We start from the raw sequence: 14,110 nt of genomic DNA on the forward strand, positions 1-14,110 counted from the left end.
GCTCAGTCCTTCGACTGGGGCAGCTTTCCGGTGCCGCCCGGTTTCGCCGATGGAGGCGGCACCATGGGGCCGATGTCACCGTCGGGAGCTTCGTCCAGGTCGACCATCACCGGCGCGTGGTCGCTGGGGCGGGTGCCCTTGCGCGCCAAACGATCTATCCACGCCGCCCGCATCCGTTGCGCGACGGGTGCGGCGGCCAGGATGAGGTCGATACGCATGCCCAGATCCTTGTGGAACATGCCCGCGCGGTAGTCCCAGTACGAGAACACCCGGTCGTCGGGCCAGCGTTCGCGCACCACGTCGTGCAGACCGAGGTCCTCGAGATGTTGCAGCGCAGTGCGTTCCGGCTCGGTCACGTGTGTGTGGCCTTCGTACGCGCGGGGATCGAACACGTCGGCGTCGGTCGGGGCGATGTTCATGTCACCGCACAGCATCACCTCCACGGGTCCGGCCTTCACCGAGTCGCGCAACGCAGCCAGCCAGGCCAGCTTGTAGTGGTAATGGTCCGAGTCGGGTTCCCGCCCGTTCGGCACGTACAACGAATGGACTCGCACCCCCGCGCAGGTCGCGGCGACGGCACGCGCCTCGGGTTCCGGGTACCCCGGGCCATCGGGAATGCCCACGGTCACGTCGTCGAGCCCGACTCGCGACAGGATCGCGACGCCATTCCATTGTCCCTGTCCGGCGTGTGCATATCGGTAACCGCGTTCGGTCAGGTCGGAGTCGAGGAGGTCGGCGAATGCCTCATCGGACAGTTTCGTCTCCTGCAGACAGACCACGTCGGGTGCGCGCTGGTCGAGCCACGGCAACAACCGCGGCACCCGTTGTTTGACCGAGTTGACGTTCCAGGTCGCGACGCGCATTCCACCACCGTATCGGCAGCAGATCAGCGGTGGATCGGCCCGTCGAGGTCGCGTAGCGCGCCACCCGATGACGGCCCGCGGTCGGCGATGATCTGGGCCAGGATCGACACTGCGGTCTCCTCGGGGGAGTGGGCCCCGATGTCGAGTCCCACCGGTGAGTTCAGGCGTTCCAACTGGGCGTCGGTCACCCCGGTCTCGCGCAGTCGCGTGAGTCGGTCGGCGTGGGTCCGGCGCGACCCGAGTGCGCCGACGAACCCGACATGCATCGCGAGCGCGGCCGCCAACACGGGTACGTCGAACTTCGTGTCGTGGGTCATCACGCAGACCGCGGTGCGACCGTCGATCCTGCCCGCCTCCTGTTCCGCCCGGAGGTACCGATGTGGCCAGTCGACCACCACATCGTCCGCCTGCGGAAAGCGTGCACGGGTCGCGAAGACGGGCCGGGCGTCGACCACGGTCACCCGGTAGCCGAGTGGTCCGGCCGCCGCGGCCATGGCCCGCACGAAATCGTTGGCACCGGCGAGAATCATCCGCGGAGGGGCCGCGAAGGTGTGGACGAAGGTTCGCTGACGCGGGGCGTGGTCGGGTGTCTCGCACTCATCGGTGCCGATCACGCCGCTGACCCCCGCGGTGAGCAGGGCGCGGGCGTCGGCGTCGAGCATGTCGGGCTGCGGCGCCGGGTCCGCGGTCTGCACGCGTCGCCGCGGCACTGCCTGCAGACCGGTCAACAGAGCTACCGGGCGACCGGTCTCGCGCGCCTCGACGAGTTCGGCGATCACCTCCGATGACGACCTGTCGAACCGCTCGACGAACACCTCCACCTCACCGCCGCACGTGAGACCGATGGCGATCGCGTCGTCGGCCGCGTACCCGAAGTGTTCGATCGCCGATTCACCGGTGTCGATCACGTGCAGTGCGGTCTCGATGACGGCTGCCTCCACGCAGCCCGCCGACAGCGAACCGATCGGTCGACCATCGGTGGTGATCAGCATCGTGGCACCGACACCGCGCGGACCCGCGCCGGACGTGGAGATCACGCGGGCGACCGCGATCGGACCCACGGCGATCAGCGTCGCGATCTCGTCGAGCATGTCGTACACCGGTCACCTCCGTTCGGTCCACTCATTCTCCGCTCGCCAAGGCCGCTCCGCAGTCCGACTGTCCGTCGGAGCCGACCACCGGTGTGGTCGGGAACACACGGCTCGACGGACAATAGTTAGCACTCATCAACTAACGTATTCATGTGTCCGCTTCACCTGTGCCCGTCTCGTCGGCCGCCGTCTCCTCCGCGGTGGACGTCTACCACGACCTCATCCGGATCAACCGCGCGCTGCGCGCACAGTCCGATAGGGGATCGCTGTCGGCGGGGTCGGTGTCCGCACTGTGGACGGTGGTCAATCACGCGCCGCTGCGGACCACGGAGCTCGCCGCCCGCGAGAACGTCGCCACGCCGACCATGTCGCGGATCATCGCCGCACTGGAGAAGCAGGACCTGGTGGAGCGGACCGCCGACCCCGATGACGGTCGGGTGTGTCTGATCCGCGCCACCCCGCAGGGTGACGAGTACATCCGCGGCGCGACGTCGCGCCGGGCGCAGCTCTTCGAACAGGCCCTCGACCGCCTGGGCCCCGAGGACCGGGTGGTGACGGAGCAGGCCATCCGAGGCCTCGCCGACGCCTTCACCGCGCTCGACGATCAGTGAACCGGCCTCACCGAACACCCGACACACCGCACCCTCAGGAGGAGCTGCTCGTGGAATCCGCGACCAACGGCCATCACGCCGACCTGACGTCGGCGATCCGAGGTGTGGTGCGCCATGCCGACGGACACGGGGTGTCGGCCCCCGTCGTGACCGTCATCGACCAGCACGGACATCAGATCGGCCGCACCACGGGCGATGGGGACGGACGTTTCACCGTCACCGTCTCCGGGGCGCATCCGCGGCCGTTGGTGGTCATCGCGACCGCCGATGGTCACGACCCGACGGCGGTCTCCGCGGCATCTCCCGGCGTCACCGACACCGAGATCGTGTTGTCTGCCATCGCGCGGTTACGGGGCATCGTCACCGAGGCCGACGGCACCCGCCCGGTCGTGGGGGCGACCGTCGCCGTCGCCGACTCCCGTGGCGACGTGACGACGGCCCGTCGCACCGGTGTCGACGGGGCGTTCGAGTTCCGCGGTCTGACGGCGGCCACATACACCCTGGTGGTCACCGCGACCGGTCATGACCCCAGCGCCCAGTCCATCACCGTGTCCGACACCGCTGTCGCCGACATCGCCGTGGATCTGCGCGCCACTGCCGACCTGACCGGCACCGTGGTCGACGGAATCGATGCACACCCGGTGTCGCACAGTCAGATCGTCCTGCTCGACGCGACGGGTGAGACGGTCGCGACCACCGCCACCGACACCGACGGCCACTACCGGTTCGGCGGAGTGGGCGCCGGCGAACACACGGTCATCGCCAACGGCTACGCACCTGCGGCGACCACCGTGGACATCGCAGGCGGGCGAGTGCTGACCCACGACTTCGTACTCGGCGCCCCCGCGACCTGACGGCCGCGACCCACGGGACCGCCACCCACACCTTGACCATCATTCTCCGAAGGGGCACCAATGCCTAGTCATGCAGCCACCGAGGTGGGCACACCCGTCGAAGCGACGAAGCGGCCGCGCCGCGACCGCACCCGCTCGATCGACGAGCTCGGCCCGCACTACAAGTGGATCGCATTGTCCAACACCACCCTGGGCATGTTGATCGCCACCATCAACTCGTCGATCGTGCTGATCGCCCTGCCCGACATCTTCAAGGGCATCCATCTGAACCCGTTGCAGCCGGAGAACACCAGCTATCTGTTGTGGATGATGATGGGGTTCCTCGTCGTCACCGCCGTCTTGGTGGTCAGCTTCGGTCGTCTCGGCGACATGTTCGGCCGAGCCCGCATGTACAACATGGGATTCGCGGTGTTCACCGTCTCGTCGGTGTTCCTGGCGATCACCTGGTTCGACGGCAGCGAGGCAGCCATCTGGCTGATCTTCTGGCGCATCGTCCAGGGTGTCGGTGGCGCGTTCCTGATGGCCAACTCGTCCGCGATCCTCACCGACGCCTTCCCGGCCAATCAGCGTGGTCTGGCGATGGGGATCAACGGTGTCGCCGCCATCGCCGGATCGTTCCTCGGTCTGTTGATCGGCGGTCTGCTGGCCCCGATCCAGTGGCACTACATCTTCCTCGTCTCGGTTCCGTTCGGTGTCATCGGCACCATCTGGGCCTACCTGAAGTTGCACGACACCGGAACCCGGCAGCACGCCAAGATGGACTGGTGGGGCAACATCACCTTCGCCGTCGGTCTGGTGGCCATCCTGGTCGGCATCACCTACGGCATCCAGCCCTACGGTTCGTCGAACATGGGATGGGGCAACCCGTGGGTGCTGGCCGCGCTCATCGGCGGTCTGATCGTCTTGGTCGTCTTCGCCGTCATCGAGACCCGAGTGGCCAACCCGCTGTTCGCCCTGGGGTTGTTCAAGGACCGATCGTTCGCCTTCGGTAACCTCGCCAACCTGATGGCCTCCATCGGTCGTGGTGGGCTGCAGTTCATCCTGATCATCTGGTTGCAGGGGATCTGGTTGCCGCAGCACGGATACGACTACTCCAAGACGCCGCTCTGGGCGGGTATCTACATGGTGCCGATGACCATCGGTTTCCTGCTCAGCGCGCCGATCTCCGGTGCCCTGTCCGACCGCATCGGCACCAAGTGGTTCACCACCAGCGGCCTCGCCCTGACCGCGGTGACCTTCGGTCTGCTCATCGCCATCCCGGTCGACTTCAACTACTGGGCGTTCGCGGCGATCCTGCTGCTGAACGGAATCGCGATGGGACTGTTCGCATCCCCCAACCGCGCCGAGGTGATGAACAGCTTGCCGATCAACGCCCGCGGTTCGGGTGCGGGCATGATGACGACGTTCCAGAACGCGGCGATGGTGCTCTCGATCGGACTGTTCTTCTCGCTGATGATCGCCGGCCTGAGCGCGCACCTGCCGTCGTCCATGTACGACGGTCTGACCAGCAACGGGGTGTCGCCGACGGCGGCCAACGGGGTCGCCAACCTGCCCACGGTGGGGGTGCTGTTCGCGGCCTTCCTCGGTTACAACCCCATCAAGGAACTACTGGGCGGACACGTCGGCAACCTTCCGCAGGCCAATCAGGACCACCTCTTCGGTCTCGACTTCTTCCCGCACCTGATCTCGAATCCGTTCTCCGACGGCCTGACCGCGGCGTTCACCTTCGCGCTCATCTGCTGTGTGATCGGTGCCATCGCATCGCTGTTCACCGGATCGAAGAAGGCCCTGGTCTCCACCCCCACCGAGTCGGCAGGCGCGGAACTGGCCGCGGTGTCCGGGGATGCGACCATGACCGCCCCGGCCCGCGCGGTCGAGGACGCGGAGTATTACGCACCGCTCCCCGCGCGCACCGGTGCGGCCGCCGACTCGTTGAACGGTCGCGTGGTGCTGGCCGACGGTGCGCCGGTCGGTCGCGCGACTGTCACCGTCACCGACGCGATGGGTGCCCAGGTGGCGCGCACCGTGGTCGGAGCCGACGGTGACTACGCCATCGGGGATCTCGCTGCGGGCGCCTATACCGCCATCGCCACCGCTCCCGGACATCCGCCGCAGGCGGCATCGGTACGCGTCACCACCGGAGCCGCGACTCATCGCGACTTCCAGGTCGGTGCGGGGCACGCACGAGGTGGCAGCGGTCTCGAGGGTGTGGTCCGCGACGCAGGCGGCCCGGTGAGCGCGGGAGTGGTGGTCACCGATCAGTCCGGTGCGGTCATCGCCAGAGCGCAGACCGCCGCAGACGGTGTGTTCCACCTCGCCGATCTGCAGCCCGGCACCGTCGCGGTGACCGCCACTGCGACGGGATACCAACCGTCGAGTCAACTCGTCGCGATCGGCAGCGATGCGCAGCATCTCCAGATCGAACTGTCGGCCATCGGCGGTGTCGAGGGACACGTTCGGACCGCGGAGGGGTTTCCCCTTGCCGGTGCCACCGTGTCGGCGTTCGGAGCCGATCGAGCCGTGGTCGCGTCGGTGACCACGGACGACGACGGTCACTACCGCCTCGAGGGATTGCCGGATGCGCGATTCACCGTGGTCGCCGACATGTACGAACCGTCGGCCGTGCAGGTCACGCTGATCCCCGGTGAGCGCAACGTCGCCGACATCGAGCTCGGTGCGGTGGGGGATCCCGCGATCAGGTGACGCGGAATCGCCGATGACCGCGTGCGTGGGCCCCGCACCCGGCTGATGTGACAATCGACGTCATGGTTGGGCATCCGGACGCGTGCGAGTTGATCGACCTCGTCGTCGACCAGGGGAGCTGGGAATCCTGGGACTCCGGCGTCGACTACGGCTCAGACCCCGACGGTGACTACGCGGCCGCACTCCAGCGAGCCCGCGAACGCGCCGGGGTCGACGAGTCGGTGATCACCGGTCGGGGTGTGGTCGACGGCACCCCGGTGGCTCTGCTGGTCAGCGAATTCGGTTTCCTGGCCGGTTCGATCGGGGTCGCCTCGGGTCGCCGGGTGGTGGCCGCCGTGCGCCGCGCAACCGCCGAAGGCCTTGCCCTGCTGGCTTTCCCGGCCTCCGGTGGCACCCGGATGCAGGAGGGCACAAGGGCGTTTCTGCAGATGGCCGACATCGCCGCCGCGGTCACCGCCCACAAGGCGGCCCACCTGCCGTACCTCGTCTATCTGCGGCACCCGACCACCGGTGGTGTCTTCGCCTCGTGGGGTTCGCTGGGACAGTTGACCCTTGCCGAGCCGGATGCGCTCATCGGATTCCTGGGTCCTCGGGTGTACGAGGGTCTGTACGGTCGGCCATTTCCCGGCGGTGTCCAATGCGCGCAGAACCTCCGCGACCATGGATGGGTCGACCTGGTGGTCGCCCCCGCCGACCTGCGTACCGACCTGCGTCGGATTCTGCACTGCCTGCGGCCACCGGATCCGCCGACGGTGGCGCTGCCATCAGAACCCGTCGAATCCGCCGAACTCGACGCCTGGGTCTCGGTGCAGGCCACCCGCGCCGACGATCGGCCGGGTGTCCGTGACCTGCTCGCAGAACTCGACGACGTGGTGATGCTCGACGGTGCGGGTGAGCGGGACTACCGCGGTGCGGTGGTACTGGCGCTGGCTCGCTGCGGTGGTCGCGCGGTGGTGGTCGTCGGCCAGGATCGTGCCACTCAACGTCGAGGGTCGGCGCTCGGCCCCGACGGCCTGCGGATGGCGCGGCGCGGGATGCGGCTCGCGGCCGAGCTGGACGTCGCGGTGGTGACCGTGATCGACACCCCCGGCGCGGACCTGTCCGCCGAGGCGGAGAACGGCGGTCTGGCCGCCGAGATCGCCAACTGTCTGGCCACCATGATGTCGTCACCGGTGCCCACGGTGTCGGTGCTGCTCGGTGAGGGGACGGGTGGCGCCGCGCTGGCCCTGCTGCCCGCGGACCGGGTGATCGCCGCCGAGCACTCCTGGCTGGCGCCGCTGCCGCCCGAGGGAGCCAGCGTCATCGTGCACCGCGACACCACCCACGCCGCCGACATGGCCCGGGACCAGGGGATCGGCGTCGTCGACCTCCATCGGACCGGTGTCGTCGACCAGGTGATCGGGGAGGAAGCGGCCGGTGACGACCCGTCGGTGTTCTGCCGTCGCGTCGGCGACGCCGTCGGGGTGGCACTGGCCCAGGTCGCGGACATCCCCGTCGCCACGTTGGCGGTTCGTCGGGCCGCTCGGATGGACGGAGTCGGGCGTGGCGAAACGTAGTGCGGGACTGCTGCTGCACCGCGACCGCGGTGACGGTCCCGAGCTGCTCATCGCGCATCCCGGTGGACCCTTATGGGCGCGGAAGGACGACGGGGCATGGTCGATACCGAAGGGCGAGTACGGCCCCGATGAGGACGCGCTGACCGCCGCGCGACGCGAATTCGCCGAGGAGGTGGGATTGGCGGTGCCCGCGGGTCCGGTCGTCCCGCTCGGCGAGGAGCGACAACGCAGCGGCAAGATCGTCACGGTCTTCGCGTTGGCCGCCGACCTCGACATCACCGACGCGCACAGCAACACCTTCGAGATGGAATGGCCACGCGGATCCGGCCGCCTGGGTGAATTCCCGGAGGTCGACCGCGTCGCCTGGACGGCCGCGGACACCGCAACCGCCAAACTGGTCAGCGGACAGCGTGTCTTCGTGGAGCGACTCCTGGCCACACTCGGCTGACCGGAGGCGCTCAGCAGCGCGTGCGTGGACGACCGCGGCCGCGCTTGTGTGCGACCCGCACCCCGTCGACGAAGATCTCGCCTCCCCACACGCCGTGCGGTTCGCGGCGTTCGAGAGCGCCGGCAAGACAGGTGGTCAGCACCGGACACCCCCGGCACAGCTGTTGTGCGCGACGCAGCTGATGCGGATGTTCAGCGAACCACAGGTCGGGATCACCCGCGAGGCAGGGGAGTTCGGTGGGTACGGGGCGCCGCGTGGTGCCGGGACACCGGTGTTGGAGGACACGGGACTGAAGGGAACGGGCTGGGGGCGGGGTCGGCATGCGCCGAACCTAGCGACACCCTCCGACAACTCCGGATAAGCAGTGGTCAGACGGAGTTCTCGAGCGTCGGCAGCACCAGCGCCCACGGTCGGCGCCACCCACCAGCGATCGACACGTCGTCGGCAAGGAACTCCGACCGCGGCAGCGACACCACACGGCCCGACGAGGGCTCGTAGACCGCACAGGCGTCGTCGTCCACCCCCACCGCCAGCACGATGTGCCGGGGCAGGAGGTCGGTGCCAATGAACAACGCCACCGGGCGGTCACTCGACGCCGTCACCGACAGGTCGTGCCAGGCCCGGTCGAGATGATCGGGGTGCACCAGTCTGGTGCGGTACCGGGTGGTCGGGACGATGCGGTCGAGTTCGCCGGACATGCCTTCCGGCGAGGTGCCCAGTCGCCGCGGCCATCCCCACTGTCCGCGCAGCGGGGCAACCGCGTTGGTGCGCCGGTGGGTCGCGGTCAGCGCATCGGCGAACCGTTGTCGGGTCGCCGTGGGGTCCGGTCCCCAGATGCCGCGCCGGAACGACGGCTCGACCAGCATCCTGGCGACCACGAGGGCGGCGGACCCGCACGCGGTCTCGTCCGGCAACTGTGTCAACCGCAGCCGACCGTCCCGGAGTGACTCGACGAGCAGGTCGGACCTCTCGGGCGAGATCGACGGGTCGGGACGAAGTGAACGGTGCGGGACGCGATCGGCGAGCACCGCCCGGGGAACCGGCAACCGCGTCATCGGCGGGCCCCCAGCAGCACCGCGACCAGGTCCAGCGCGGTCTCGATCTCGGCGTGGTCACCGCCCAGCAGAGGCGCGTACAGGTGCACGTCGGAGATGCGGACGATGGCCCCGGCCAACGGTTCCGGGTCCATCGGCAGTTGTAGACCGGACCGTGCCTGCTCGTCGCGGAGCATCTCCGCGCAGACCCGGGACGCGGTGGACTGGATGGCGCCCGGGAGCAGAGCCAGTCGGATGAACAGCAGTGGCTCACGCGCGGTGAGGACTCGCAGCGGACGGGAGCGGTCAACGGCCCGCATCATCGCCTCCTGTACCGACAGCACCCGATCCACTCCGGTGCCACGAGCGTGTCTCACCGCGTGCCGGTAGGTCTGCTCGGTCGCGGTGGCCAGGACCGCGGCGAGCAGGTCCTCGCGGTTGCCCACATGTCGGTACAGCGTGGCCCGGCCGACGCCGAGCCGATCGGCCAGTGCCGACATGTCGAGCGGTCGGCCGGCGAGGTACAACTCCGTCGCGGCGTCGAGCGCCTGGGCACGCGGGTTGCTCAACGACATCGCTCGCTCCTTCCGGCATCACCGATGGTCGCCTGATCACACCACCGGGCACTTGACAGCACCCACGGTGCGAGACACACTCAGGAAGTGTCTCACAGAGTGATCTGTGTCACCACCCGATCAGGATCAGGAGGTCCCCTATGGACATCGAGAGACGGGTCGCCATCGTGACCGGTGGCGGTTCCGGCATCGGAGCGGCCGTCGCGCGGCACCTCGCCGACGCGGGCGCCCGAGTGGTGGTGGCCGACCTCGACGGTGCGGCCGCCGACGCGGTGGCGCAATCGATCAGTGCCGGTCACGCCGACGCAGCGATCGGGGTGCGCGCCGATGCCGCGGACACCGCCGACATCACCGCGTTGATCGAGCTGGCCGGCACCGAATTCGGACCCGTGGACATCTACGTCGCCAACGCGGGAATCGCCGGGGCGCCGGGCCTCGACGTCTCCGAGGCCGAATGGGATCTCTCCTTCGGGATCAACCTGCGGGCCCACATCCGCGCCGCGCAGCTGCTCGTGCCCGATTGGATCGACCGCGGCGCAGGCTATTTCCTGTCCACCGCCTCGGCGGCGGGTCTGCTCACGCAGATCAACTCGGCAACGTACAGCGTCACCAAACACGCAGCGGTGGGATTCGCCGAATGGTTGTCGGTGACCTACGGCGACCGGGGGGTGCGCGTCAGCTGCCTGTGCCCGATGGGTGTGGACACCCCACTCCTGCGGGCCGGTCAGCGCTCCGCCGACCCGGCCGCCAATGCCGCGATGCGTGCGGTGACCACCGCAGGCGCGGTGTTGACGGCGGATGCGGTCGCCGAGTCGGTGATCACCGCGATCGGGGACGAGCGGTTCCTGGTCCTCCCGCACCCCGAGGTGCTGGAGATGTACCGGCAGAAGGGCGCCGATTACGACCGATGGCTCGCCGGGATGCGCCGGTATCAGCGCATCGTCACCGAGGGGGCATGATGCACGACTTCTTCGACACGTCCGAACGCGCCGCGCGCTATCGGGATGACCTGCTGGACTTCATGGCGACGTCGGTCTACCCCGCGGAGTCGATCTACCACGAGCAGCTCGCGGCCGCAGGTGACCCGCACACCCAGCCGCAGGTCCTCGAGGATCTCAAGGCGGAGGCGCGATCTCGCGGCCTGTGGAACCTGTTCCACCCCGATCCGCAGTGGGGTCCGGGACTGACCAACCTCGAGTACGCGCCGCTCGCGGAGATCATGGGTCGCAGCCATCTCGGATCCGAGGCCTGCAATTGCAACGCCCCCGACACCGGCAACATCGAGGTACTCAGCCTGTTCGGCTCCGACGAACACAAGGAGCGCTACCTGGTTCCGCTGTTGGACGGCACGATGGCGTCGGCCTTCGCGATGACCGAACCGCAGGTCGCCAGCTCGGACGCCACCAACATCGAGATGTCCATGGTGCGCGACGGCGACCACTATGTGCTCAACGGCCGTAAATGGTGGACGTCCAACGCACTGCATCCGCTGTGCCGGGTGATGATCGTCATGGGCAAGACGGATCCGGTGGCGGCGGCCCATCGGCAGCAGTCGATGCTGGTCGTCCCCATCGACGCGCCGGGGGTCACCGTCCTGCGCGGGCTGCCGGTGTTCGGTTACCAGGACCGCGAGGGTCACGCCGAGGTGGTCTTCGACGACGTCCGGGTTCCCGTCTCCGACGTGTTGGCCGGTGAGGGTGCGGGTTTCGCGATCAGTCAGGCCCGGTTGGGTCCCGGCCGGATCCACCACTGCATGCGGGCCATCGGGATGGCCGAACGCGCACTGGAACTCATGTGCGACCGGGCCCGGGCACGGGTCACCTTCGGTGCGCCGATCGCCGACCGCGCCAACATCCAGGACTGGATCGCCGAGGCACGTATCGACATCGAGGCCACCCGACTGCTCACGCTCAAGGCCGCGTACATGATGGACACGGTCGGCAACAAGGAGGCCCGCACCGAGATCGCGGCCATCAAGGTCGCGGCCCCGGCCATGGCCCTGCGGATCGTCGACCGGGCGATCCAGGTGCACGGTGGCGCGGGAGTGTCCGACGACTTCCCGTTGGCCTCGTTCTGGGCTCACCTGCGCACCCTGCGGTTGGCCGATGGTCCCGACGAGGTGCACAAGCGGTCCATCGCCCGCCACGAGCTGCGCAGGTCGCAGCGGCGGGAAGACGCCGCGCGCGAGGGCTCCGATGCCTGATCGCGACAGGCGCGATCAGGTGGCAGGCGTCGACCCCGCCACCCTGAACCGCTGGCTCGACGAAATCGGTGTCCGCACACCGGTGCAGATCGAGCGAATCGGTCTCGGACAGTCCAATCTGACCTATGCGATCACCGACGGCGACGGTCGTCGCCGGGTGCTGCGCCGACCACCGGTGGGGACGTTGCTCGCCTCCGCGCACGACGTACTACGCGAGGCGCGGATCATGACGGCGTTGCGCGACAGCGCGGTTCCGGTGCCGGAGGTGATCGCGGTCGCCGAGGCGGGGGAACTCACCGATGTACCGGTGGTGCTGATGGAATTCGTCGACGGGGTGGTGCTGGACCGGATGGACGTGGCCACCGAACTCGGTGACGACCAGCGCCGGGCGGTGGGCCTGGCCATGCCGATGACGCTGGCGCGCATCAACGGGGTGGATCTCGACGCCGTCGGCCTGGCCGATCTGGCCGGTCGCAAACCGTATGCGACACGGCAGCTCGATCGGTGGTCCGCGCAGTGGCAGAAGTCCCGCTGGCAGAATACCGAGACCGACGACGTACCGCTGATGGATCAACTGGCGCAACGGCTGCGGGCGGCGATCCCCGAACAGACCGAGGTGACCCTGGTGCACGGGGACTTCCACCTGCGCAACGTGATCGTCGCGGAACACGGCGGTGACATCCGGGCCGTGGTCGACTGGGAACTGTCCACCCTCGGTGACCCTCTCGCCGACATCGGCAGCATGCTGGCCTACTGGGCCGAGCCGGGAGACGCACTGGGCGCGAGCTTCTCGATGTCGGCGCTACCGGGCTTCCCCGGTCGTGACGAGCTGGCCGAGGAGTATCTCGCCATCACCGGTCGCAGCCGCGAGTCGATGCAGTACTGGCATGCGCTGGGGGTGTGGAAGATCGCGGTCATCGTCGCCGGGGTGGTCGCACGGACGACCGCCCGACCCGAGAATCGGGCGCAGGCCGACACTCCGTCGGGCGGTCTGGTGTCGCAGTTGGCCGCCGAGGCGGACGTGGTGGCCACCCGATACGGCATCTGACCGGCGAGACAGCCACCGCGTCAGAACATGATGACCTGGCGGATGGCACGGCCGTCGGCGAGTTGGTCCATTGCCGAGTTGATGTCGGACAACGCGATCCGCGAGGAGATCAGTCTCTCGACCGGCAACCTGCCGTCCCGCCACATCTGCGAGTACCGGGGGATGTCACGACGGGGGACCGCCGAACCGAGATAGCTGCCGACGATGGTCCGGGCCTCCGCCGTGATGATCAGCGGCGAGATCTCCGCGCGGGCCGACGGCGCGGGGAGCCCGACCGTGACGGTGGTGCCGCCTGCCGCCGTCGCGGTCACCGCCGTCTCGAAAGCCCTTGCGTTACCCGCGCACTCGATCACGCGGTCGGCTCGGATGCCATCGTCGAGCACCTGCCGGGGAGTGTAGGTCTCATGTGCGCCGAGGGCGGTCGCCTCGCGGAGCTTCTCCTCGAGAGTGTCGACGGCCACGATGCGCGACGCGCCTTCGGCGACAGCGACCAGCAACGCCGCCATACCCACCCCGCCGAGCCCGACGATCATGACCGAATCCCGCGGACCGGGGCGGGCCGCGTTGAGGACGGCACCCCCACCGGTGAGCACGGCGCAGCCGAGCACCGCGGCCACCTCGGGAGGGATGTCGGCGCCGACCACGACCGCCGATGCCGCGTCCACCACCGCGTGGGTGGCGAATCCGGAGACGCCGAGGTGGTGGTGCACCGACCCGTCGTCGTCGGTCAACCGGAAACCGCCGGAGAGCATCTCACCGGCGTTGTTGGCCGCGGTGCCGGGCACACACGGCAACCGACCGTCGGCGGCACAGCCGCTGCAGTCCTCACACCGCGGCAGGAACGACATCACCACCCGGTCGCCGACGCCGATATCGCGGACATCGGCGCCGCGGTCGGTGACGATCCCGGCAGCCTCGTGCCCGATCAGCATGGGCACCGGACGCACCCGGTTGCCGTCGACCACGCTGAGATCGGAGTGACACACGCCTGCCGCCTCCATCCGTACCAGGATCTCGGTGGGCCCGGGCGGGGAGAGTTCGAGATCGCGGACGACGATGGGTCGGGATTCCCGGTACGGCCGCGGGCGACCGATCTCCTCCAGGACGGCGCCGGTGATGTGCAA

At 68.8% G+C, this 14,110-nt stretch carries 14 protein-coding genes; 8 read left to right on the forward strand and 6 right to left on the reverse strand.

Features of this window, described 5'->3' with window-relative positions:
• Positions 1-2: 2 nt before the first annotated feature.
• Both BW971_RS02925 and BW971_RS02930 read right to left on the reverse strand, forming a co-directional pair.
• Positions 3-863 (reverse strand): exodeoxyribonuclease III, encoded by an 861-nt coding sequence (locus tag BW971_RS02925; protein WP_076476505.1) that lies wholly within the window; start codon positions 861-863, stop codon positions 3-5.
• 23 nt (positions 864-886) lie between these two features.
• Positions 887-1,954, reverse strand: coding sequence for an XdhC family protein (locus tag BW971_RS02930; RefSeq protein WP_143690208.1), 1,068 nt, complete (start codon positions 1,952-1,954; stop codon positions 887-889).
• Between the two features lie 152 nt (positions 1,955-2,106).
• On the opposite strand from BW971_RS02930, the gene BW971_RS02935 reads away from it, so the two are divergent.
• The 5 genes from BW971_RS02935 to BW971_RS02955 all read left to right on the forward strand — a co-directional run bounded on the left by BW971_RS02935 (position 2,107) and on the right by BW971_RS02955 (position 8,126).
• The gene (locus BW971_RS02935; protein WP_076476509.1) at positions 2,107-2,565 is read left to right on the forward strand and encodes a MarR family winged helix-turn-helix transcriptional regulator; all 459 of its coding nucleotides are present in this window, start codon (positions 2,107-2,109) and stop codon (positions 2,563-2,565) included.
• Positions 2,566-2,615: 50 nt separating this feature from the next.
• A complete protein-coding gene (locus BW971_RS02940) occupies positions 2,616-3,419 on the forward strand; it encodes a carboxypeptidase-like regulatory domain-containing protein (RefSeq protein WP_076477267.1) in 804 nt (267 codons plus the stop codon).
• A gap of 195 nt (positions 3,420-3,614) precedes the next feature.
• A complete protein-coding gene (locus BW971_RS22120) occupies positions 3,615-6,122 on the forward strand; it encodes an MFS transporter (RefSeq protein WP_327200571.1) in 2,508 nt (835 codons plus the stop codon).
• Between the two features lie 62 nt (positions 6,123-6,184).
• Complete coding sequence (locus tag BW971_RS02950; RefSeq protein WP_076476511.1) at positions 6,185-7,678, forward strand: carboxyl transferase domain-containing protein; 1,494 nt, start codon at positions 6,185-6,187, stop codon at positions 7,676-7,678.
• Positions 7,665-8,126 (forward strand): NUDIX hydrolase, encoded by a 462-nt coding sequence (locus BW971_RS02955; protein WP_076476513.1) that lies wholly within the window; start codon positions 7,665-7,667, stop codon positions 8,124-8,126. The genes BW971_RS02950 and BW971_RS02955 overlap by 14 nt, the downstream gene beginning before the upstream one ends.
• A gap of 10 nt (positions 8,127-8,136) precedes the next feature.
• On the opposite strand, the gene BW971_RS22310 is transcribed toward BW971_RS02955, so the two are convergent.
• From BW971_RS22310 to BW971_RS02970, 3 genes are all read right to left on the reverse strand, one after another.
• Complete coding sequence (locus BW971_RS22310; protein ID WP_076477269.1) at positions 8,137-8,331, reverse strand: WhiB family transcriptional regulator; 195 nt, start codon at positions 8,329-8,331, stop codon at positions 8,137-8,139.
• Positions 8,332-8,494: 163 nt separating this feature from the next.
• Complete coding sequence (locus BW971_RS02965; RefSeq protein ID WP_083709234.1) at positions 8,495-9,181, reverse strand: hypothetical protein; 687 nt, start codon at positions 9,179-9,181, stop codon at positions 8,495-8,497.
• A complete protein-coding gene (locus BW971_RS02970) occupies positions 9,178-9,735 on the reverse strand; it encodes a TetR/AcrR family transcriptional regulator (protein ID WP_076476515.1) in 558 nt (185 codons plus the stop codon). The genes BW971_RS02965 and BW971_RS02970 overlap by 4 nt, the downstream gene beginning before the upstream one ends.
• Positions 9,736-9,875: 140 nt before the next feature.
• Between BW971_RS02970 and BW971_RS02975 the strand changes: the two genes are divergently transcribed.
• From BW971_RS02975 to BW971_RS02985, 3 genes are read left to right on the forward strand one after another with little or no spacing between them, the layout of a single operon-like run.
• Complete coding sequence (locus BW971_RS02975; protein ID WP_076476517.1) at positions 9,876-10,694, forward strand: SDR family oxidoreductase; 819 nt, start codon at positions 9,876-9,878, stop codon at positions 10,692-10,694.
• Positions 10,691-11,938: an acyl-CoA dehydrogenase family protein gene (locus BW971_RS02980; RefSeq protein WP_234974209.1), complete on the forward strand. Its 1,248-nt coding sequence runs from the start codon at positions 10,691-10,693 to the stop codon at positions 11,936-11,938. Before BW971_RS02975 ends, BW971_RS02980 begins: the two co-directional genes overlap by 4 nt.
• Entirely contained in the window at positions 11,931-12,986 is a 1,056-nt protein-coding gene (locus tag BW971_RS02985) for a phosphotransferase family protein (RefSeq protein ID WP_076476522.1), read from the forward strand. Before BW971_RS02980 ends, BW971_RS02985 begins: the two co-directional genes overlap by 8 nt.
• Positions 12,987-13,006: 20 nt before the next feature.
• Here BW971_RS02985 and BW971_RS02990 read toward each other — a convergent pair whose 3' ends face one another.
• Positions 13,007-14,110, reverse strand: a complete 1,104-nt coding sequence (locus BW971_RS02990) for a zinc-binding dehydrogenase (protein WP_076477272.1) — start codon at positions 14,108-14,110, stop codon at positions 13,007-13,009.

The sequence above is a fragment of the Williamsia sterculiae genome, from assembly GCF_900156495.1.
Lineage (GTDB): Bacteria > Actinomycetota > Actinomycetes > Mycobacteriales > Mycobacteriaceae > Williamsia_B > Williamsia_B sterculiae.

What these genes read in the sequence shown, in the direction of transcription:
- BW971_RS02925 (WP_076476505.1), bottom strand. Translation starts at nt 863, where the DNA reads ATGCGCGTCGCGACCTGGAACGTCAACTCGGTCAAACAACGGGTGCCG.
- BW971_RS02930 (WP_143690208.1), bottom strand. Translation starts at nt 1,954, where the DNA reads ATGCTCGACGAGATCGCGACGCTGATCGCCGTGGGTCCGATCGCGGTC.
- BW971_RS22120 (WP_327200571.1), top strand. Translation starts at nt 3,615, where the DNA reads ATGTTGATCGCCACCATCAACTCGTCGATCGTGCTGATCGCCCTGCCC.
- BW971_RS02950 (WP_076476511.1), top strand. Translation starts at nt 6,185, where the DNA reads ATGGTTGGGCATCCGGACGCGTGCGAGTTGATCGACCTCGTCGTCGAC.
- BW971_RS02965 (WP_083709234.1), bottom strand. Translation starts at nt 9,181, where the DNA reads ATGACGCGGTTGCCGGTTCCCCGGGCGGTGCTCGCCGATCGCGTCCCG.
- BW971_RS02970 (WP_076476515.1), bottom strand. Translation starts at nt 9,735, where the DNA reads ATGTCGTTGAGCAACCCGCGTGCCCAGGCGCTCGACGCCGCGACGGAG.
- BW971_RS02975 (WP_076476517.1), top strand. Translation starts at nt 9,876, where the DNA reads ATGGACATCGAGAGACGGGTCGCCATCGTGACCGGTGGCGGTTCCGGC.
- BW971_RS02980 (WP_234974209.1), top strand. Translation starts at nt 10,691, where the DNA reads ATGATGCACGACTTCTTCGACACGTCCGAACGCGCCGCGCGCTATCGG.
- BW971_RS02985 (WP_076476522.1), top strand. Translation starts at nt 11,931, where the DNA reads ATGCCTGATCGCGACAGGCGCGATCAGGTGGCAGGCGTCGACCCCGCC.